Source organism: Peribacillus phoenicis (assembly GCF_047238085.1).
Classification (GTDB): domain Bacteria; phylum Bacillota; class Bacilli; order Bacillales; family DSM-1321; genus Peribacillus.
The window spans coordinates 4,269,095-4,287,819 of record NZ_JBDFMF010000001.1 but is presented as its reverse complement, the minus strand read 5'-3'; the positions used below and the strand labels follow the sequence as shown (position 1 = coordinate 4,287,819).

19 protein-coding genes and 1 riboswitch are annotated in these 18,725 nt (G+C 40.0%); of the genes, 14 read left to right on the top strand and 5 right to left on the bottom strand.

Features of this window, described 5'->3' with window-relative positions; all coding sequences use genetic code 11:
- The first annotated feature begins 328 nt into the window (after nt 1–328).
- The 6 genes from ABC374_RS21020 to thiC all read left to right on the top strand — a co-directional run bounded on the left by ABC374_RS21020 (nt 329) and on the right by thiC (nt 7,359).
- Nucleotides 329–1,249 (top strand): glycerophosphodiester phosphodiesterase, encoded by a 921-nt coding sequence (locus tag ABC374_RS21020; RefSeq protein ID WP_413019650.1) that lies wholly within the window; start codon nt 329–331, stop codon nt 1,247–1,249.
- A gap of 155 nt (nt 1,250–1,404) precedes the next feature.
- A complete protein-coding gene (locus tag ABC374_RS21015; protein ID WP_413019649.1) occupies nt 1,405–2,544 on the top strand; it encodes a zinc-dependent alcohol dehydrogenase in 1,140 nt (379 codons plus the stop codon).
- A 319-nt stretch (nt 2,545–2,863) separates the two neighbouring features.
- Complete coding sequence (locus ABC374_RS21010; RefSeq protein ID WP_413019648.1) at nt 2,864–3,316, top strand: hypothetical protein; 453 nt, start codon at nt 2,864–2,866, stop codon at nt 3,314–3,316.
- Nucleotides 3,317–3,756: 440 nt separating this feature from the next.
- Nucleotides 3,757–4,290 (top strand): histidine phosphatase family protein, encoded by a 534-nt coding sequence (locus ABC374_RS21005; protein ID WP_413019647.1) that lies wholly within the window; start codon nt 3,757–3,759, stop codon nt 4,288–4,290.
- Between the two features lie 135 nt (nt 4,291–4,425).
- Nucleotides 4,426–5,214: an HAD family hydrolase gene (locus tag ABC374_RS21000; protein WP_413019646.1), complete on the top strand. Its 789-nt coding sequence runs from the start codon at nt 4,426–4,428 to the stop codon at nt 5,212–5,214.
- 116 nt (nt 5,215–5,330) lie between these two features.
- A riboswitch (TPP riboswitch) is annotated at nt 5,331–5,445 on the top strand.
- A gap of 135 nt (nt 5,446–5,580) precedes the next feature.
- Nucleotides 5,581–7,359 carry a phosphomethylpyrimidine synthase ThiC gene (thiC, locus tag ABC374_RS20995; protein ID WP_350300213.1) on the top strand — a complete coding sequence of 593 codons (1,779 nt, stop codon included), beginning with the start codon at nt 5,581–5,583 and terminating at the stop codon, nt 7,357–7,359.
- A gap of 291 nt (nt 7,360–7,650) precedes the next feature.
- On the opposite strand, the gene ABC374_RS20990 is transcribed toward thiC, so the two are convergent.
- Nucleotides 7,651–8,160, bottom strand: a complete 510-nt coding sequence (locus tag ABC374_RS20990; protein ID WP_413019645.1) for a DUF3231 family protein — start codon at nt 8,158–8,160, stop codon at nt 7,651–7,653.
- A gap of 424 nt (nt 8,161–8,584) precedes the next feature.
- On the opposite strand from ABC374_RS20990, the gene ABC374_RS20985 reads away from it, so the two are divergent.
- On the top strand, nt 8,585–9,217 hold the full coding sequence (locus tag ABC374_RS20985) for a spore coat protein (RefSeq protein ID WP_413019644.1): 633 nt from the start codon (nt 8,585–8,587) through the stop codon (nt 9,215–9,217).
- Between the two features lie 47 nt (nt 9,218–9,264).
- On the opposite strand, the gene ABC374_RS20980 is transcribed toward ABC374_RS20985, so the two are convergent.
- From ABC374_RS20980 to ABC374_RS20970, 3 genes are all read right to left on the bottom strand, one after another.
- Complete coding sequence (locus ABC374_RS20980; RefSeq protein ID WP_350300211.1) at nt 9,265–9,630, bottom strand: carboxymuconolactone decarboxylase family protein; 366 nt, start codon at nt 9,628–9,630, stop codon at nt 9,265–9,267.
- Between the two features lie 112 nt (nt 9,631–9,742).
- Nucleotides 9,743–10,525, bottom strand: coding sequence for a cytochrome c oxidase assembly protein (locus ABC374_RS20975; protein WP_413019643.1), 783 nt, complete (start codon nt 10,523–10,525; stop codon nt 9,743–9,745).
- Nucleotides 10,515–11,033: a DUF2243 domain-containing protein gene (locus ABC374_RS20970; protein WP_350300209.1), complete on the bottom strand. Its 519-nt coding sequence runs from the start codon at nt 11,031–11,033 to the stop codon at nt 10,515–10,517. Before ABC374_RS20970 ends, ABC374_RS20975 begins: the two co-directional genes overlap by 11 nt.
- Before the next feature lie 271 nt (nt 11,034–11,304).
- Between ABC374_RS20970 and ABC374_RS20965 the strand changes: the two genes are divergently transcribed.
- From ABC374_RS20965 to ABC374_RS20935, 7 genes are all read left to right on the top strand, one after another.
- Nucleotides 11,305–12,150: a manganese catalase gene (locus tag ABC374_RS20965; protein WP_034305265.1), complete on the top strand. Its 846-nt coding sequence runs from the start codon at nt 11,305–11,307 to the stop codon at nt 12,148–12,150.
- A gap of 178 nt (nt 12,151–12,328) precedes the next feature.
- Nucleotides 12,329–13,309: an NAD(P)H-quinone oxidoreductase gene (locus ABC374_RS20960; RefSeq protein WP_413019642.1), complete on the top strand. Its 981-nt coding sequence runs from the start codon at nt 12,329–12,331 to the stop codon at nt 13,307–13,309.
- A gap of 214 nt (nt 13,310–13,523) precedes the next feature.
- Nucleotides 13,524–14,291 carry an arylamine N-acetyltransferase family protein gene (locus tag ABC374_RS20955; protein WP_413019641.1) on the top strand — a complete coding sequence of 256 codons (768 nt, stop codon included), beginning with the start codon at nt 13,524–13,526 and terminating at the stop codon, nt 14,289–14,291.
- A gap of 416 nt (nt 14,292–14,707) precedes the next feature.
- A complete protein-coding gene (locus tag ABC374_RS20950; RefSeq protein ID WP_413019640.1) occupies nt 14,708–15,322 on the top strand; it encodes a hypothetical protein in 615 nt (204 codons plus the stop codon).
- A gap of 366 nt (nt 15,323–15,688) precedes the next feature.
- Entirely contained in the window at nt 15,689–15,832 is a 144-nt protein-coding gene (locus tag ABC374_RS20945) for an anti-repressor SinI family protein (protein WP_413019639.1), read from the top strand.
- Nucleotides 15,833–15,968: 136 nt separating this feature from the next.
- On the top strand, nt 15,969–16,538 hold the full coding sequence (locus ABC374_RS20940; RefSeq protein WP_413019638.1) for a YdhK family protein: 570 nt from the start codon (nt 15,969–15,971) through the stop codon (nt 16,536–16,538).
- Between the two features lie 437 nt (nt 16,539–16,975).
- A complete protein-coding gene (locus tag ABC374_RS20935) occupies nt 16,976–17,458 on the top strand; it encodes a GNAT family N-acetyltransferase (RefSeq protein ID WP_413019637.1) in 483 nt (160 codons plus the stop codon).
- A 238-nt stretch (nt 17,459–17,696) separates the two neighbouring features.
- Here the strand turns inward: ABC374_RS20935 and ABC374_RS20930 are convergent, their stop codons facing one another.
- Nucleotides 17,697–18,533 carry an RMD1 family protein gene (locus tag ABC374_RS20930; protein WP_413019636.1) on the bottom strand — a complete coding sequence of 279 codons (837 nt, stop codon included), beginning with the start codon at nt 18,531–18,533 and terminating at the stop codon, nt 17,697–17,699.
- Between the last annotated feature and the right edge of the window lie 192 nt (nt 18,534–18,725).

Sequence of the window (18,725 nt, the reverse complement as noted above, 5' to 3'; positions counted from 1 at the left end):
TAGTTATGTTCATTTAGGGGACTGTTTTTTTCTACTATTTCAATATGTACATCCCAAAAAACTTTTTATATTTTCTTATTGGATTACCAGTATCCATGTTTAGCACATTTTTCAATTATGATTTTTTTAGAAATAGAGGCTTTTAACGGGTTTTTAATCTAAGCTGTCATCCGAATTTTGAATTAGGTACAACAAACTACATGAATGCCCTGTGTTTGATAGGTTTTTTTAACCATTTTAACTATTATATTATTTCTTTACATTATATTCGCTGTAGATTCACATTCTCCTTTTAAAATAATGGTAATAATAGGAGGGAGAGAGGGAAATGAAAACGAATATAAAGAAATTCGGTTTATGTATGATGAGTGCGGCTTTTATATTGCAGGCTACTTCCATGGGGGCTTCAGCAGCAAAAGGAAATCATTCCAATTCGTCTATTTATGAGAAGAAAATCGTGAATATCGCACATCGGGGAGCTTCTGGTTATGCACCTGAACATACCATTCCCGCTTATCAATTGGGAGAACAAATGAAGGGCGACTACATAGAAATTGATCTTCAAATGACCAAGGATGGAAGATTGATAGCAATGCATGATGAAAAGGTTGATCGTACAACGAATGGTACTGGTCTAGTGAAGGATTTAACGCTGGCAGAAATCAAGCAACTGGATGCCGGTACATGGTTCAATGAAAAATATCCGCAATTGGCAAAAGAGGTATATGAAGGGTTAAAGGTTCCCACTCTTGAAGAAGTCTTTAAGGAGTTCGGAAAGCAAGCCAATTACTATATCGAAACAAAGTCCCCTGAAGTATATCCGGGAATGGAAGAAGAACTCCTGCAGGTTCTGGAAGAATATAAAATGGTGGATTCAAAAGGCCGTACCAAGAATGTATTAATTCAGTCGTTCAGTAAAGAAAGCCTTATGAAGGTTCATGACATGAATCCAAAGTTACCGCTTGTGCAACTTTTTTCTTATAAGAACCCAGCAACCATTTCCAATGAAGAATTGGAGTCCATTAAGGAATATGCAATTGGCGTTGGCCCGAACTTCAATAAGGTAGACGGACAATATGTGAAGATGGTTCGCGACCATGACCTCCAATTCCATCCATATACAGTAAATGAAAGAGCGGATATGAAAAAGGCTCTTGAATGGGGTGCAACGGGGCTGTTTACGAATTATCCCGATGTATTCAACGAGGTACTAAGTGAGTATAAGCACAATAATAATGTTCCTAAATAAATGGTTTCATAGGTGAGTCCCGGTTTCCGGGGCTTTTTTTGTCATCCAGGTGCAGCATAATGAAGAGATTCTTGGGGAAATTAGATGTTCATAGGCTTAGTAGCCTTTTTTGACGGGTATATCAAATGTATTAAGAATATTTTAGGAGGTTTAATATGAAGGCTGTAACTTTTCAAGGAGCAAAAGATATACAGGTAAAACAAGTTGAAGATCCGAAACTTCAGCAAAAGGATGATATCATCGTCCGAGTGACTTCAACGGCTATTTGCGGGTCCGACCTCCATATATATCAGGGTGCTTTGCCGACGCATAAAGATTATGTCATTGGTCATGAACCGATGGGCATCGTCGAAGAAGTGGGTCCGGAAGTAACAAAAGTGAAAAAAGGGGACAGGGTTGTCCTGCCTTTCAACATTTCTTGTGGGCACTGTTATTATTGTGAACATGATATGGAGAGTCAATGTGATAATTCCAACCCCAATGAAGCGGTGGATACAGGCGGGTACTTTGGTTTTACGGAGCGATATGGGAACTATCCAGGCGGGCAGGCAGAATATTTAAGGGTACCATATGGAAACTTCATGCCGTTTGTCATCCCAGAGTCATGTGAACTTGAAGATGAGGCGCTTTTGTTCATGTCCGATGTGCTGCCAACCGCATATTGGAGTGTAGAGAACGCTGGCGTCAAGAAAGATGATACGGTAGCGGTATTGGGCTGTGGGCCGATTGGCTTGATGGCTCAGAAGTTCGCTTGGATGAAAGGAGCAAAAAGGGTCATTGCCATCGACAATCTTCCTTATAGACTCAATAAGGCTAAACAGATGAATAAGGTTGAGGCGTATAACTTCGATGAATATAACGATATGGGCAGCTACATTAAGGAAATCACTTCAGGCGGGGCAGATGTGGTCATAGATTGTGTGGGAATGGATGGCAAGAAATCAACGATAGAGGCGATTGAGCAAAAGCTGAAACTTCAGGGTGGAACGTTAAGTGCGATCGAGATTGCACTTAACGCCGTACGTAAATTCGGCACGATCCAACTGACTGGCGTATACGGATCCAAATATAATATGTTCCCATTAGGCAATTTATTTGAGCGGAACATTAATTTGAAAATGGGACAAGCACCGGTCATTCACTACATGCCCAAGCTTTTTGATAAGATCACGGCTGGAGAGTTCGACCCCACGGAAATCATATCCCATAAAGTCCCTCTAGAAAAAGCGAGTGAGGCTTATCAAATCTTTAACGATCACGAAGATGAATGTATTAAAGTGGTGCTAAAGCCATAATGTAAAGCTTATAAAAGTCCAATGCCCTGAGCTGCATTGGATTTTTTAGTTGAGTTCATAAATAGATCAAAGTTAATGGTGTATTATCGATTAACGTATAAATGAGGTATGAAATATGAATGATAATTATCAGGATTCGTGGCTTTCGTATCAGCGAATCCCGAAATATGACGATTGACCCTTCAGTGTTGAAGGAGCGCATGAATTGAAAAAAGAGTTGCTATAAAAATACGATGCAAGTGAACTTGAATAAGGGTTTTTGGTAATGAAATGTACTATTTATATTATATAATGATAGTTTCAAAAGGAGGACGTACAGATGGTATATAATTCGGCAACAGAACTTTGTGAAGGGTTTGGGTATCCGCCCGTTCACGTTAAATTGACGATAGAGATCGTCGATAAGAGATTGGGACCTGTAAAGGCGGAAGCAGAGATTGCCATCAAGCCTGTTAAGTCAAAGGAATATCTGAAAGTATTGGTGGAGGAATTGGAATCGGATCATATCTTTGCTGATGAAAATGGCAGTATCTATGGCAGCTTCGGCATCGATCAAAGCATCCAGATATATGATGAAGTCCTGACTACCATTCCGTTCGATGAGTTGATCGGAAATGAAAATTGGAAAGAGGCAGTTGAGGAATCCATCACTGTGGATAAGCTGAGGGAACAACTGGGGAAATCTCTCAATGATTATCAATTCAGTGATTTGAGCGGAAAATATAAATTCAGGAAAAGATGTACGATAACAGAACTGCAATTCATGGATTAAACGATAAATGGAGAAGGCGAGATGCTTTCCCTCAATTTATGGAGAAAAGGGGTCCTCAACAAAATTGAACGGAGCGGGTGTGCGGGACACATGCGGGAAAAGCGTGTCCAAGGGAGACCCAGAAGGCGCAAAGAGCGCCCGCGGAAAGCGAGTGCCTGGAGGGAAGGTTCGAATTTTACAAACCTTCAAAAAAACTCTAGGCAAAATTAATCTACAGGTCTGGGAGAATGCGAAATGCGTTCTCCTTTTTCGATGCTATCATAATTAAACGCTGGATCTTTAAGAATTTTTAAACATATACACAGTGTCAAGGAGAGTTCAGTAAGGGTTTAATGGTTTCAACATACTTTTTTTTATAGTTTTACATAGGGTAATATATTGATAAGGGCTTTTTACAAGAAAAAGAAACGTATATTTTAAAAGATAAAAAAGGAGAAGATATGAAAATTGGTTTGGTACGGCATTTTAAGGTGGCACATGAATTTCCTACAGGGAGATCTGTGACGGCGGATGATATGAAGCAATGGTTTGAGGACTATGATGCAGCGGATATTATTTATGGAACGACTTTATTTGGCGTGGAGGAATGGCAGGAATGTTATTGCAGTGATATGTCGAGAGCTGTCAAGACAGCGGAACATATCTATCCAGGTACGGTTCACCGGATGGAGGAGCTGCGGGAAATACCTTCCCCGCCTCTTAAAGGAAGGGTAAAGCTGCCATTCATCCTTTGGGCCATCTGGATTCGCTGCTGCTCGGTGTTCAACAAGCAGACAAGGGCGGAAATTAAGATCGCAGAGCGAAGGATCAATAAAGTATTGGATGAAGTCTTTGTAAAGGGGGAAAGGGATGTTCTGATCGTGAGTCATGCCGCCCTCATGGTATATATGAGGAAAGAGCTGATCCGACGGGGGTTCACCGGTCCGAAATTCAAGATTGCCAGTAATGGAAAGCTGTATGTATTTGAAAGATGATAAGTGGATAAGGGTTTCCCACTAGAAAAGGTAAGTCATTTTCCGAATAGTTATTCTTTTTTTATTGGTTGTGGTTTATTATTGTAATAGTGTAATTTTTACGAATTCAATAATAGGGAAAGAGGGGTGGACATTTTGCTGAAGGCAGTTTTTTTTGATTTAGATGATACATTACTATGGGATCAGAAAAGTGTAAAAGAGGCTTTTGTGGCCACATGTGAAGTAGCCAAGGAGAAATATGATCTGAATGTCGACGAGTTTGAAGAAGCTGTGCGAAAGGAAGCGCGTGAGCTTTACTCTTCTTACGATACATATGCATTCACACAAATGATCGGAATCAACCCATTTGAGGGGCTATGGGGAAATTTCCAGGATGATCATGATGAATTCAGGAAGATGGCCGGGATTGCACCGGCTTATCGGAAAGAAGCGTGGACGAGAGGGTTATTGGCATTAGGGATCGATGACCCGGAATTTGGGCTTAAACTGGCAGAACGTTTCCCTGCCGAGAGACGCAAAAAGCCATTTATCTATGAAGAAACATTCCGTGTTCTGGATGAATTAAAAGGGAAGTATAAATTGCTATTGCTTACGAACGGATCTCCTGAGCTGCAAAATACCAAACTTGAAATTACGCCTGAACTGGTTCCTTATTTCGACCAAATCGTGATATCAGGCGCATTTGGAAGAGGTAAACCGGATGCCTCCATTTTTGAGCATGCTTTGGAAATCATGGAGCTTGATAAAGATGAAGTATTGATGGTCGGCGATAATTTAATGACGGATATCCTTGGAGCATCACGGGTAGGCATAAAGTCGGTTTGGATAAATCGCCATGATAAGGAACGGAATGAAGTGATTCCAACCTATGAAATCAAGCATTTAGAGGAGCTCTACCCTATCCTTGAGGGCCTGGGGAATTAATTGACGGCTCTCCTTCAAATAACAAATTTTTGAGAGTTGTAATGAAAATATTAGGTCTTTCAAATTATTTACAGAATGAAAAGGGTGAGATATAGTAATCCTGTAATCAATTAAATTATTCAGACTAGGGGTGTCCAATATAAGTTGGGCTGAGAGAGAAGCGCTTAAGCTTCTTAACCCTCAGGACCTGATCTGGTTCATACCAGCGTGGGGAAGTTAGAATCTACTAAACAATGACATTTCAATTGGTCATTTCTGTAGCCATACTAACGTTAGCCAGGTCTTAAATATGAGATCTGGCTTTTTCGTGCGAAATGGATTGGATTTTGTCCTTTTTAAATGAACTTAAAAAGGAGAAATGAAATCATGATGAGTAATTCAGTAAATGACATGAACGTTTCAATTATGTCCAGTTTTGCCGGGAGTAAAAAAGTGTATGTTGAGGGATCTAGACCCGATATTAGGGTACCCATGCGTGAAATTAAGCTAAGTCCGACTACAGGGTCATTCGGCGAAGAGGAGAATCCGCCTTTACGAGTATATGACACAAGCGGTTTTTATACGGATTCAGAATATCCCATTGATATTCATAAAGGTCTTGCCCCGATTAGACGCAGCTGGGTTCTGGAAAGGGAAGATGTTGAAGAGTATGAAGGGCGTGAAATAAAGCCCGAAGATAACGGGTATAAAAAAGAGTCACGAACCAAAGCAGAAGTTTTTCCGGGATTGAAAAGAAAACCATTGCGTGCAGCGAATGGGCAAAACGTAACCCAGCTCCATTATGCCCGAAAAGGTATCATAACTCCGGAAATGGAGTTCATCTCGATCAGGGAAAATGTAGCCCCTGAGTTTGTAAGAGAAGAGGTAGCTAGCGGGAGGGCGATCATACCGGCAAATATTAACCATCCTGAAAGTGAGCCCATGATCATCGGACGTAATTTTCATGTGAAAATAAATGCGAATATTGGAAATTCCGCTGTTAGTTCATCGATCGAAGCTGAAGTGGAGAAAATGACTTGGGCTACACGTTGGGGTGCAGACAACATAATGGATCTTTCCACCGGAAAGAATATTCACACGACCCGGGAATGGATTATCAGGAATTCACCTGTGCCAGTTGGGACGGTTCCGATATATCAAGCATTGGAAAAAGTGAATGGAGTCGCGGAAGATTTAAATTGGGAAGTTTTCCGGGATACATTAATCGAGCAGGCTGAGCAAGGTGTCGATTACTTCACCATACACGCCGGTGTGCTTTTGCGATACATTCCCATGACAGCAAAGCGAGTTACGGGAATCGTTTCCCGGGGGGGCTCCATCATGGCACAATGGTGCTTGGCCCATCACCAAGAAAGTTTTCTCTATACTCACTTTGAAGAGATTTGTGAAATCATGAAGGCGTATGATGTCTCTTTCTCATTAGGTGACGGCCTCCGTCCTGGCTCCATTGCAGATGCAAACGATGAGGCTCAATTTGCTGAATTGGAAACACTTGGGGAACTGACGAAGATTGCTTGGAAGCACGATGTTCAAGTCATGGTGGAGGGACCCGGTCACGTACCGATGCATTTGATTAAAGAAAATATGGATAAGCAGCTGGAAGTCTGTCAAGAAGCTCCATTCTATACCCTGGGACCATTGACAACGGATATAGCTCCTGGATACGATCATATCACTTCTGCGATTGGTGCTGCCATGATTGGATGGTTTGGAACGGCCATGCTTTGTTATGTGACACCGAAAGAGCATTTGGGACTTCCGAATAAAGAGGATGTTCGTGTAGGGGTCATTACTTATAAAATTGCAGCCCACGCAGCTGATCTTGCAAAAGGCCATCCCCAGGCACGGAAACGGGATGATGCCCTTTCGAAGGCAAGATTCGAATTTCGTTGGAGAGATCAATTCAATCTTTCCCTCGATCCTGAAAGGGCAGTTGAATATCACGATGAAACACTTCCGGCAGAGGGTGCCAAAACAGCCCATTTCTGTTCAATGTGCGGACCCAAATTCTGCAGTATGAGGATTTCTCAGGACATTCGTGATTTGGCGAAGGAAAAGGGTCTGGGTTTTGAGTCGGTAATCGATGAAGGTCTTAAAGAAAAAGCGAATGAATTTAGGAAAACGGACGGGGAAATCTATCTATGATTCCGACGAGAGGGAGAATTCGATGAATCGGGTAATCCAAATAAAAGTTGAAATGAAACAGTTGGAAACTCAATTGGAACAGCTGAAAAGGGAGCTGAACATTTTTCGCGAGAATTGTAATCATGAATTTGTAAAAACTGATTATAGTCAACAATGCACAAAGTGCCACTTAATCGAAAGTCTGCAATGGTAGTGATTCCTTAATCGTCCTTTCATTATCGGAATTAATCCCTTAATCATGTTGGGCATCCAATCACGATGTCAACATGATTAGGGGATATTTCATTATATTTACATACTTGTTTTATTAATATGAAGAGGAGGAGGGACAAGCCAGCCTTTTTCCTTATTCAATCTTAGGAAGTCAACACCCAATGCAGCTTTATTCGTATGGAATTGTGCGAACATCTGTGCAATATCTTCTCGGATGCATTGACCCATGATTTGGCTGCAAGCAACTAATCCTGCATTAATATCGATTGATACTGAAGCAGAGATTTCAGGATCTTGAAGACGTGCCCCGACTGGAATATCCTCCAAATTAGCTTTAGGTCTTTCAGGTGGTGACGGAGGCAGTCCTACGTTATTTTCTTTTAATAATGATTCAAGTTGGTCATGTTCCTGTTTCCCTTGATTGATCACTTCAACAAGTAATTTATGCAGGTCCTTGTCGCCAGTATGATTAAGCATAGTTTGATGACAGGCAATCAGTCCTTTTGTGGTTGTAAGAAATGCCCATGTTCCGAATACCTCTCCGTAATGCATAGGCTCTTCTTTCGGATTTCCGCTTAAAATTCCCATAACCATCCTCCTTGAAATTCACTATTTAACGCATTTAAGTTACCCTGAATTCTTCCAAGTATGCATCAAAGATGTTTGGGAAATGTTAGAGGGCTTTTAATGCTTAACCTTTTATTCCTTGTAGCCATTCTTGATAACATTCATCACAGAGCATTTCATTTCTATCCGTGTCAGTAACTTGAAACGTTACGACATGGATTTTTTTTCTTCCGTGTCATCACTACAATAGAAGCATTGATGTGTCATTGGAAATCCTCCCAAACATATAAAGTGTTTATAGTTTAAAACGCCACGTTTTTTTTATACAGAAAACATGATGCAGCAGCTGATTGGTCTTCTTGGAAGAGTTTAGATTGAATAATCCAGTTGGGGTTCAACATACTAAACTTGTTCGCATCATTGATAAAACGAGGAGGGAAATACAATGCAAAACCAATATCAACAAGGTCAAGTACACCAGAACATGCAAACGGGTGCCATTCCCCCACAAATGAATCACGGTGGTCACGAAGTATTCGATGTACATGAAGTGTTGTCGGGAACAATTGGTACTTTAAATACGTATACTCTTTTGCGTCAGCATATCCAGGATCAGGAATTACTAGATATTCTGGATCGTCAATATCAGTTCATCCAAGATGAATATAATATTTCACTGGAGTGCTTCCAATCGGGCCAGGATCCTTCTAAACGGACTCAGAGCTACAAAATGAATCAAGGTAACGATTTTATATATGGATTGACACCAACTCAGCCAAAGAAACCTTTGCAATCCGCATCGGAAATTACGGATGAATGTATTTCAGGCATGATGCTTGGAGCTGTTAAGTCTGCAGCATCCATGAAAGCGATGGCAGCGCTTGAAATAACGAATCCGGTTGTTCGCCGCGTATTTGCAGATTCCGTTCCGAACTGCATTGAAATGGCATATGAGATTTCGATATATCAAAACAAACATCATTACTATCAAGTTCCGCAGCTTGCACAGCAGGATATGCAGCAAATGTTGAATTCATATGCACCCGCACAAGGAAATAACAACAACATGAGTCATTAAAAGCAACAGAAAGAAGGGATAGGACTATTTGTCCTATCCCTTCTTTCTTACTGTTTCATCTGATTTATATCTTGGATGCATTCCTGGACGAGGGTTACAGCCTGACTCATGGCGGCTCCTCCGCCGAATGCTGCGGTCACACCAATGGCTTCAAGAATTTCCTGTTCGGAACAGCCTTGATCAAGACATCCTTTTGTATGGTAGATAATACAGTATTCATCTTGTGAATATAAGCTTATTCCTAATGCGATAAGCTGTTTTTCTTTTTGGGATAATTGACCTTCTTTAAAGCACTCTTCCGTAAACGAATTGAATTTCTCTGCGAGAACAGGCATTTTTTGCGTAAAGGCACCGATTCCAGCTTTATAATCACGAAGAGCATTTTCAGTAGAATTGTTAGCTTCAAATTCCATTTTCCATTCAGCTCCATCCTAAATTTTTTTCATCAAAAATTAGTATGAGCTAAATGTTGGACGATTAAACAGAAACATGGGAGTTTAACTAAGTAATATGTAACCGTCCTTCCTACAAGGCAAGTGACCCCTTGGGCCGGGTGGCTTTGAACCATTGATAGCAAAGGATGCAAATAAGTGCAACGTCAATGGCATCACCCGCATAGTACATTAACATTCCTCCATTTTCGGCTTGTTCCTTTGTGACTCCGCTTGGAGGATGGGCAAAAATATACTTAGAAAGGATATCATGGCCGGCCAGTGAAATTGTAAATACGACAGCACGAAACATGAAGCTGAACCTGTGGGGCGTCGGGTCCATATAAATCATAGACGCAGTGAATAGATAACCCGCAATGAACACGTGAAAATGCACTAATGCATGTAGAAGGGCATTATGATGCATCAACCCATATAACTCAGTCGTATAAAGTATCCAAAGCCCCCCAATATTAAGCGCAGAGGCAGTGATTGGATTGCTTATAATGTGCAGCGGCCAACTTTTCAACACCTTTGAAAGGCGTCTTGCTGATTGTACATCAAGTGTTCGCAGTGCAAGAGTAATAGGTGCAGCAAACACGAGCAGGATGGGTGCAATCATTCCAAGCAGTAAATGGCCAACCATATGCGCCGTGAAGTCCATATGTGCGAGATTGGCTATGGGACCTATAATTGCAGAGGCTGCACAGATGGTGCCAAGAATCCAAAAGAGCGTACGGTATAAGGGCCATTTTTTATAGCGGCGATTCGAAATTACGGCAGCTGCGGTATAAATCACTATAACAACCGCCAAAAGAATCAATAAAATCGGTTCAAAACCAGCCCCATTATCATGAATATGTCCATTACTGTGCATTACTGGTATCTTCTTTCATTTTAAGTAAGCTGCGCCTTGTTTGAATGACGAGGATAATGCCGATCAAGATCATGATTGTGGCTGCAATGTTCCAAATCAAGTCGTATGGGAGAATATCGACATTGTAACGGATTTGATGGAGACGCATGAGCTTGTGCTGGATGATTCCGTCATATAACTGAAAAGAACCAGCCCCGAGCAAAACTCCCCCTATCCACCTTTTCAGCCATAATCCCTTTCGACGGCGAAGGTCAGCGAACATGAATAACGACCCTACCGTTGCGAACCAGCTTAGGGCATGAAATAAACCATCCGAAACAAGGCCAATATTGGATGTGGACTTGTCATAGAAATGGTGCCAATGCAATAGTTGATGAAAGATGGCCTCATCGATGAATGCCACCAATCCGATCCCGAATAGAAAACCGGACCATAGATTACGAGCGGAATAAGTATAACGTAATTGTGAAATAGATTGATTTTTTTGATTTCGGGGCTTGAAATCCATTTTCCATCCTCCTTTTTAACCTTCCTATATATGGTTATTTCTACTTTACCCTGTATTGTAAAGTTATAGACAAGTAAATGGACCTTTTATAAATCTTATTTATTGAGGGATTCATAGCCCAAAGATAATCCTTGGCTTTTTAGTTCAGTAATGATTATTAATGGTATGTAAATTTTTTCTAATTATTGTTCATTATAACTGGATTCAGGTTTCAAGCATGGACAGGCGGGTAATAAAAAACCGTACATCATAAAAAAAAGGAGGAGTTAATATGTTTCGCCATCAAAAAGAATTGCAATTTGAAGTTAAGGTAGATCGACCAGATCCGATGCTTGCCCGTCAAATTCAGGAAGTGTTAGGTGGACAGTTTGGAGAAATGACTGTCATGATGCAATATCTTTTTCAGGGCTTTAACTGCCGTGGAGAAGAAAAATACAAAGATATGCTGATGGATATTGGTACAGAGGAAATTGGACATGTAGAGATGCTTTGTTCGCTCATTAGTCAATTGCTTGATGGCGCTTCTCCGGAAGATCAAGCAGAAGCCGCAAAAGATCCTGCTACAGCAGCCATCATGGGTGGAATCAATCCCCAGCATTTGCTCGTAAGTGGTCTTGGGGGACTGCCAACCAACTCGAATGGGGTGCCTTGGAACGGATCTTATATTGTAGCCAGCGGAAATCTATTAGCGGACATGCGATCGAATCTTCATGCTGAAAGCCAAGGACGCCTTCAAGTGGCCCGTTTATATCATATGACCAAAGATGAGGGGGTACGTGCCACCTTCCGTAAAATGTTAGCCCGTGATCGTTACCACCAATATCAATGGATGGCGGCCATTGCAGAACTTGAAGAAAAAAATGGCGTTGTCGTTCCCGCGTCATTCCCACCGGAAGCGGAAATGGAATCTCAACCGGAAGCGTACGAATTCTGGAACTTGTCAGAAGGTAATGAATCAGCAGACGGACTGTGGGCAACAGGGAGCGCCCCAGATGGTACAGGAGATTTTGTTTATGTAGCTGAACCAGTTGCAAAAGGGCAGATTCCTAACCCTAAGGTTCCGGCAGCACAATTGCATCATGACCTGGATAGAAGTCAATCGCTTAATAAAAGATAATAGAAACTTTTCAAAAAATGCTCGATGGCCCCTAAAGGGACATCGGCTTTTTTTATTCTATCAACTACAAAACCTAATTATTTGCTTGTGGATATTTTTTGGAGTAGCATAGTTTCCATCTTCAAGACAAACCATTTTAAAAGTGTGGTCACTAATTTAATAGTAAGGAGTGGGACAAATGAAAGCAGTGGTAGTTAAAGAACCGGGTGGAGCAGATCAATTACTGTTTAAAGATTTTTCCAAGCCCATGCCCGGAAAAGGGGAAATATTAATTAAGGTGAAAGCCTCTGCTATAAATAGAACGGATATTGTTTCACGAGAAGGGAAATCCGGTTATATGGCAAACCCAATATTGGGGATTGAAGTTTCTGGGGAAGTGGTGGAAACAGGGGACGGTGCAAATATACAATTAGGGACAAGGGTGATGGGCCTTGTAAACGGCGGCGGTTATGCTCAATATGCCTTGATGCCGGCAGATAGAGCAATGAAGATCCCGGATAACTTGTCATTTGAAGAAGCGGCTGCGATTCCCGAAGTATTCTTGACGGCGTATCAAACCTTGTTTTGGTTAGGTGAATTGACGGATCAAGATACGGTATTGATTCATGCTGGCGGAAGCGGTGTAGGCACAGCAGCTATCCAACTGGCAAAAAAACTGACAAAAGCGAAGATCATCACTACAGCCGGCTCAAAGGGAAAATTGGATTTCTGTCACTCATTAGGGGCGGATATCTGTATCAATTATAAAGAACAATCTTTTGATGAGGAAGTAATGAAAGCTACAAATAATCAAGGAGTGGATGTTATCCTGGATTTCATCGGTGCTTCTTACTGGGAGAAAAACCTTAAAAGCATAAAAACTGATGGACGATGGGTACTGATAGGGATTCTAGGAGGAACTGTAGTCGAGAAGGTGAACTTGATGGAACTTCTCTTAAAAAGAGTTCAATTAAAAGGCACTCTATTAACTCCTCGAAGTGATGAATATAAAAAAGAGTTAACGGAAGAATTCGTTACAAAGGCCATGCCGTTGTTCCTCCAACATGAAATCAAGGCAATCGTGGATCATGTCTTCCCTTTTGAAGAGGTACAAAGGGCGCATGAACATATGGAAGCAAATAAGAATTTGGGTAAAATCATCTTACAGGTAAATGAGTGATTAAAGAAAACAGCTTCGAAGCATGTATGGAAAAGGTTACCCAGAATTGCGACATTATTGGGCGGCATCTTTTAATGGTGCTTGATAAGGAAAAAGTGGAATGTGGGTTTTGTTAATGGCATATCGTTGAAGAATGAATTATGGGCAAAGTATAATGAATATATTCAAAGTCAAGATGCTCTTCATTGGTATCTGTTAAAATGGGGGAATCGTAATGAATGAACTGAATGCATTATTCAGGAAAAGAATAGGGCTCCAGGAAGATATGAAACTGACATTCGGGAAATTAGATGAAATTCTGGATAAAACTGCTAAAACCATTCCGTTTGAAAACTTATCAATCATGGCATCCCATCTAAGTGATATCAATAAAGCCAATATCATGAACAAAGTCCTCGTGAGGAATGAGGGTGGATTATGCTATGAATTGAATGCAGCTCTTTATTTTTTCCTGAAGGAAAATGACTTTGATGTATTCTTGGTTCGAGGTGTCATTTATAATCAGGGGTGGATGACCATAGGAAGGACCCATGTTACCATTCTATTGAACCATGAGGGCCAATCCTATCTGGTCGATACGGGTTTTGGCGGGAATCTACCATTAAAACCAGTTCCATTGAACGGTGAAACCGTCGTTTCCCAAAATGGTGAATTCCGAATAAAAAAAGAAAGTACCAACCATGGAGATCATGTCCTTGAATTAAAACTGAAACATAAAGATCAGAATTGGAGAATTGGGTATGCTTTCGATTCTTCAAAACCCGTAGGAAATGTAGCGGAACTTAATGAGGTCCAAACGATCATCAGGGAACATCCCCAATCGCCATTCAATAAGCATCCATTAATCACCCGTTTGACAAACAGCGGGAACATCACTTTAACTGATACATCCTTTACCCGGTGGGAAGATGGGGAAGTGACGAAAGAAGAAATAGATGGAACACGATTTAAAGAGTTAATGAAACAGCACTTCGATAGATAGTGGAAAAGGACTGAATATCAAAGGCGTCCATACCGAAAGACTGTCCATTCTCGACAGTCTTTTTATGAATAAAATGATTGTCGAGACCGCGCAGGTATACTGAGGTGAAGGAAGAAACAATTGAGAACGGTCGAATAAAGTGCGTTGAAGGTCGAATAAGTCCGAGAACGGTCGAATAAAGTGCGTTGAAGGTCGAATAAGTCCGAGAACGGCCGGATAAAGTGCGTTGAAGGTCGAATAAGTTCGAGAATGGCCGGATAAAGTGCGTTGAAGGTCGAATAAGTTTGAGAACGGCCGGATAAAGTGCTGTTAAGGATGAAAAAAATCGAGAACGGCCAAAAAAGGCTCCGGATGAAATCAACTGGATGTTTTTACTATTCATTAAATAGATTTGAATTCAGTGGGGTGAGAAGGATATGGAGAAAAAGAATCAATTGGTTTTTACTAGATCGAATGCTGCTGCTAAACGAAAATTCGATGAAGCGATCACCATTTTGGAATATAGCGTAATGCTCGTTGAGCTCTTTGGGTTAGAAGAGTTTAATAATATAATTGCCGGACAGTTAAGGCTGATTTTATGTGAAACGAAAAATACGCGCATAAAGCGGGAAAAGGTCACGATTGATCAATCCTTAATAAAGAAAATCAATCCTAACCCAAGATTGTTTCCTATTAAAGACTCCATTCAAATGAGCAATGTTATTACGGAAGACATCTTCGATTATACTAAACAGAGGATTGAGCTAAAGCTTTGGAGAAATCAAATTATCTATAAAACCGATATCGAAGGAAAAATACAGGAAATTAAAATCATTGATTTCATTAAGGAAACAGCTAATAAGATTGGCGGTGCACAAGCTGAATCAAGTTTCCCTAATAAGTCCATTATTTCGGATGGTCATACCAAAATCATGTTAATAGGAATAGCGAAAGGGTTATTCAAATCCATAGGCAGGGATTATAAAAAACATGCCTCCATGAACCTTTCACATATCATGCAAAAAATCGAACAATCAGCTTTGGGAGACTAAACATAAGAAGGACTTTTAGCAAAGTCCTTCTTGCTTCGTTTCCAAGCAATATCCGTTAGGATTGAATACCTCAAATAACCTCTATCAATAAACCATCTCTTTTTACTTCTGTTAAACCGCTCCCGATAGCATGCTGTTCACTTTTATTATTAAAGGTATATAGAAAAATGGAATTAGATAACAAAACATTGAGACTTATATGTAAATGTAAAGACTTATTAAATTTACACTAAAATCCAGCTATAGACGCTTGAGATAATTTATAATGATATTCCAAATATAGTTTCACGTGGAAAAATAGACTCAATATTGAACCTTACCCCATACAGATAAATCAACTAAAGATAAAAAGAAAGAGATGATGATATGAACGATTTTAATGAAAACTTTCCTGACGAATGGCTGGAACTAGTAACATTGGCAATGAAATCGGATGTTACAAAAGAGCAATTCAAAAAGTTTCTTCAAGAAAAGTCGAATAGCAATAAAAGTAGCGATTGTGGTGGCTAATGAACGCTTAAATTGAGGCAGGACTATTCCTAAAAAAAAGTATGAAGCTTCACATCTTTTGTCACGAGTGTACTCCATATTTTCTGCATATTTAATTGGTAAGATGGATGTAATCTTAAGGGAGGTTTTATTCAATATGAAAAAAAGAACAAAATTGCCTATCATCTTATCATTATTATCAGCCCTGTTTTTAGTCCTTGGCGCATGTTCCAACAGCGATGATAAAAACAAAGAAGAAAAAAAAGAAAAGGAACATAGTGAAATGGACATGAACCATTCTAGCACGGATGATGTCCCAGAAGGATTAAAAGCTGCTGAAAATCCAACCTATGAAGTTGGAAGTCAAGCGATTATCGAATCAGGTCATATGGAAAGCATGAAGGGGGCGGAAGCAACAATAGTGGGTGCCTTTGATACCACTGCTTATGCAATTTCGTATACGCCTGCAACTGGCGGAGAAAAAGTTGAAAATCATAAATGGATCATTCACGAAGAAATCAAAGATGCAGGTGAGAAAACATATGAACCCGGAGCGGAGGTCACAGTAAATGCTTCTCATATGGAAGGAATGAACGGGGCTGTCGCTGAGGTTGAATCTGCTGAAAAAACGACTGTTTATATGGTCGATTTCACACCAACTGCGGGAGGAGAAAAAGTGAAGAATCATAAATGGGTAACGGAAAGTGAATTATCAGCGTCTGAATGATTTAACATCATGAGTTCAAAAACAGAAGAAAAAAGGAGTGGAAACTCCTTCAGTTTGTGACAAAAGTGGATTCGGAATGGTCTCATCCCGAATCATGATTTGTAAAACAAGACTAAATTATCCTTATGTTTTTTTACTATGATCCTCATTGGATTGAAGAGATTTGCGACACTCCTGCCGAATAACTGGCTAGCCGAGACCCCACAGGCGCTTGTGCCGAGGAGGCTTGGCAGACAGTCGGCGGAAAGGGAGTGAATCTCTGAAATCAACTGAACTATTCAAATGAAAAATGCAGGCAAACTTGATTTTCATTGAGTTTGTCTTCAATCTGAAGGAATGGTAAACAAATCCATTCCTTTATTTTATTTTGCAGTGGATTGTAAAACTTTAGTATCTGTTAATATGGATTTGTATAAATGTAAAAATGGGGTGCAAGTATGGTGACTGGATTAACTATCAGACCTTTCATGGAAAATGACTACGAGGCGCTGAGCAATTATTGTTTACCTATAGAACAAGCAATCTATACTTCTTTACCTTTGAAAGTTATTGAAGACTTCAGGAAGGATAAATATAACCTCCCCATGGTTATTTATTTAGATGAGGATTTGATTGGTTGTTTTGCCTTATATACGGATAAAGCGGGAAATCAATATACAAGTAATGAGAATGCAATTCTTCTAAAATCATTCTCCTTGGATTTGCGCCATCAAAAAAAGGGGCTAGCTTTTAAGACTTTAAAAGTGTTGCCTGATATGATCAAACTAAGTCATCCAGATAAAGATGAGATTATTCTAACAGTGCATCATTCGAATTTTCCAGCGATAAATTTATATAAAAAAGCTGGATTCATTGATAAAGGGTACAGATTCAATGGGGAAGAAGGGGAGGAATTTATTTTCCACTTTGCCCTGTATTAAACAAATGAAATACTTCGGGAGAGTAAGATGAAAGAAAAACAGGCACCCATGAGACGATCATCAGAAAACTTAGGAATTGGACAGTCCACGGAAAGGGGGCGGATTTCTGAAATCAATGGGAACGTTTTTCAAAGAAAAAAACTGTAGGCAAACCCGTTTTTCGAATTTGTCTACAGTCTGAAGCACTTAAACGGTGCTTATTTATTTAGAAGGTATTCCATACGATATGATTCAGAATTCATGGAATCCATCCTGCAATTTCTAATAACGTCAGAATGATCTCAAAGACAATGAGGATTACAATGATCCATTCAACGAATAGTCCCCTGATCGAATGGCTGATGTTAGAAAACCCATCCATAATGTTATATAAAATTTCGGTTTTACTTTTCAGGATTTTATACCGATCATTCAATTCAAAAAAATCAAGCATGCTGTCATAAAATTCGCCGGCAATGCTGCTTGTCCATGTAATATCAGGTTTGTCCAGAATCATGATGTACGCTAGGGTATTATACTCGTGACGTACGATTTTTGCAGTCGTCCTCGCTAGTTCCTTATTACCGATTCTCAGCTTGCCTTTTTCCAGTCGGTCTATCATGGCTTCGAGCTTGTCGTGGATTTTTCCGAGTTGTTCCTCAGTTTTTTCAAGTGCCACCGATTTTGCGAGAATGGTGGAAATTAATTCAGGGTAAAAAAATTCATATTTAGGCACAACTACATATTCGTCTGTCAAATTGATGTTTTCCGTTTCACTGAAGTGAAGGCTGTAATCGTCTGTATATCTATCTAAATTGTCGAGATCAATAACCGGCTCGAAAGAATGGATAAAGGATGAAAACTCCTTAATCTCATTCGCGTGTGAGTAATTGATGAAGACAATGCTGCCAAAGGAAAAAACCAGCACCTGCTGCGATTCTTCCACATTTTTATTAAGGATGGAACTTAGAATATCGCCTTTAAGGATTAAAGGCTCTTCCCAGGTGAATTTTTTTGGAATGCCGCAATGAATGGCGATTTTGTTCAAATCGATTTCATTAGTGATTGCAAATGCTTTAAAGGTAATTGGTTCCATCTATATCACTCTCTTCAGCAAATTGGTCTTTTTTCGATTCTATTCTATTCTTACAAAAACATGCTTGAATAATTCTTGAAGGTAGAAAAAAGTTCACTGACTGTTCAAGTGAATAAAGAAAGAGATCCTTATGATCTGGTAACTAAACGAATGATTTCGATTAAGGATAAAAAAATTTCAACAACTGAAAAA

Coding starts and splice junctions, on each gene's coding strand:
- ABC374_RS20930 (WP_413019636.1), bottom strand. CDS start 18,533: ATGGAACCAATTACCTTTAAAGCATTTGCAATCACTAATGAAATCGAT.
- ABC374_RS20980 (WP_350300211.1), bottom strand. CDS start 9,630: ATGGAATTTGAAGCTAACAATTCTACTGAAAATGCTCTTCGTGATTAT.
- ABC374_RS20975 (WP_413019643.1), bottom strand. CDS start 10,525: ATGCACAGTAATGGACATATTCATGATAATGGGGCTGGTTTTGAACCG.
- ABC374_RS20990 (WP_413019645.1), bottom strand. CDS start 8,160: ATGGGAATTTTAAGCGGAAATCCGAAAGAAGAGCCTATGCATTACGGA.
- ABC374_RS20960 (WP_413019642.1), top strand. CDS start 12,329: ATGAAAGCAGTGGTAGTTAAAGAACCGGGTGGAGCAGATCAATTACTG.
- ABC374_RS20940 (WP_413019638.1), top strand. CDS start 15,969: ATGAAAAAAAGAACAAAATTGCCTATCATCTTATCATTATTATCAGCC.
- ABC374_RS21005 (WP_413019647.1), top strand. CDS start 3,757: ATGAAAATTGGTTTGGTACGGCATTTTAAGGTGGCACATGAATTTCCT.
- ABC374_RS20950 (WP_413019640.1), top strand. CDS start 14,708: ATGGAGAAAAAGAATCAATTGGTTTTTACTAGATCGAATGCTGCTGCT.
- ABC374_RS21020 (WP_413019650.1), top strand. CDS start 329: ATGAAAACGAATATAAAGAAATTCGGTTTATGTATGATGAGTGCGGCT.
- ABC374_RS20955 (WP_413019641.1), top strand. CDS start 13,524: ATGAATGAACTGAATGCATTATTCAGGAAAAGAATAGGGCTCCAGGAA.
- ABC374_RS20935 (WP_413019637.1), top strand. CDS start 16,976: ATGGTGACTGGATTAACTATCAGACCTTTCATGGAAAATGACTACGAG.
- thiC (WP_350300213.1), top strand. CDS start 5,581: ATGATGAGTAATTCAGTAAATGACATGAACGTTTCAATTATGTCCAGT.
- ABC374_RS21015 (WP_413019649.1), top strand. CDS start 1,405: ATGAAGGCTGTAACTTTTCAAGGAGCAAAAGATATACAGGTAAAACAA.
- ABC374_RS20970 (WP_350300209.1), bottom strand. CDS start 11,033: ATGGATTTCAAGCCCCGAAATCAAAAAAATCAATCTATTTCACAATTA.
- ABC374_RS21010 (WP_413019648.1), top strand. CDS start 2,864: ATGGTATATAATTCGGCAACAGAACTTTGTGAAGGGTTTGGGTATCCG.
- ABC374_RS20965 (WP_034305265.1), top strand. CDS start 11,305: ATGTTTCGCCATCAAAAAGAATTGCAATTTGAAGTTAAGGTAGATCGA.
- ABC374_RS20945 (WP_413019639.1), top strand. CDS start 15,689: ATGAACGATTTTAATGAAAACTTTCCTGACGAATGGCTGGAACTAGTA.
- ABC374_RS20985 (WP_413019644.1), top strand. CDS start 8,585: ATGCAAAACCAATATCAACAAGGTCAAGTACACCAGAACATGCAAACG.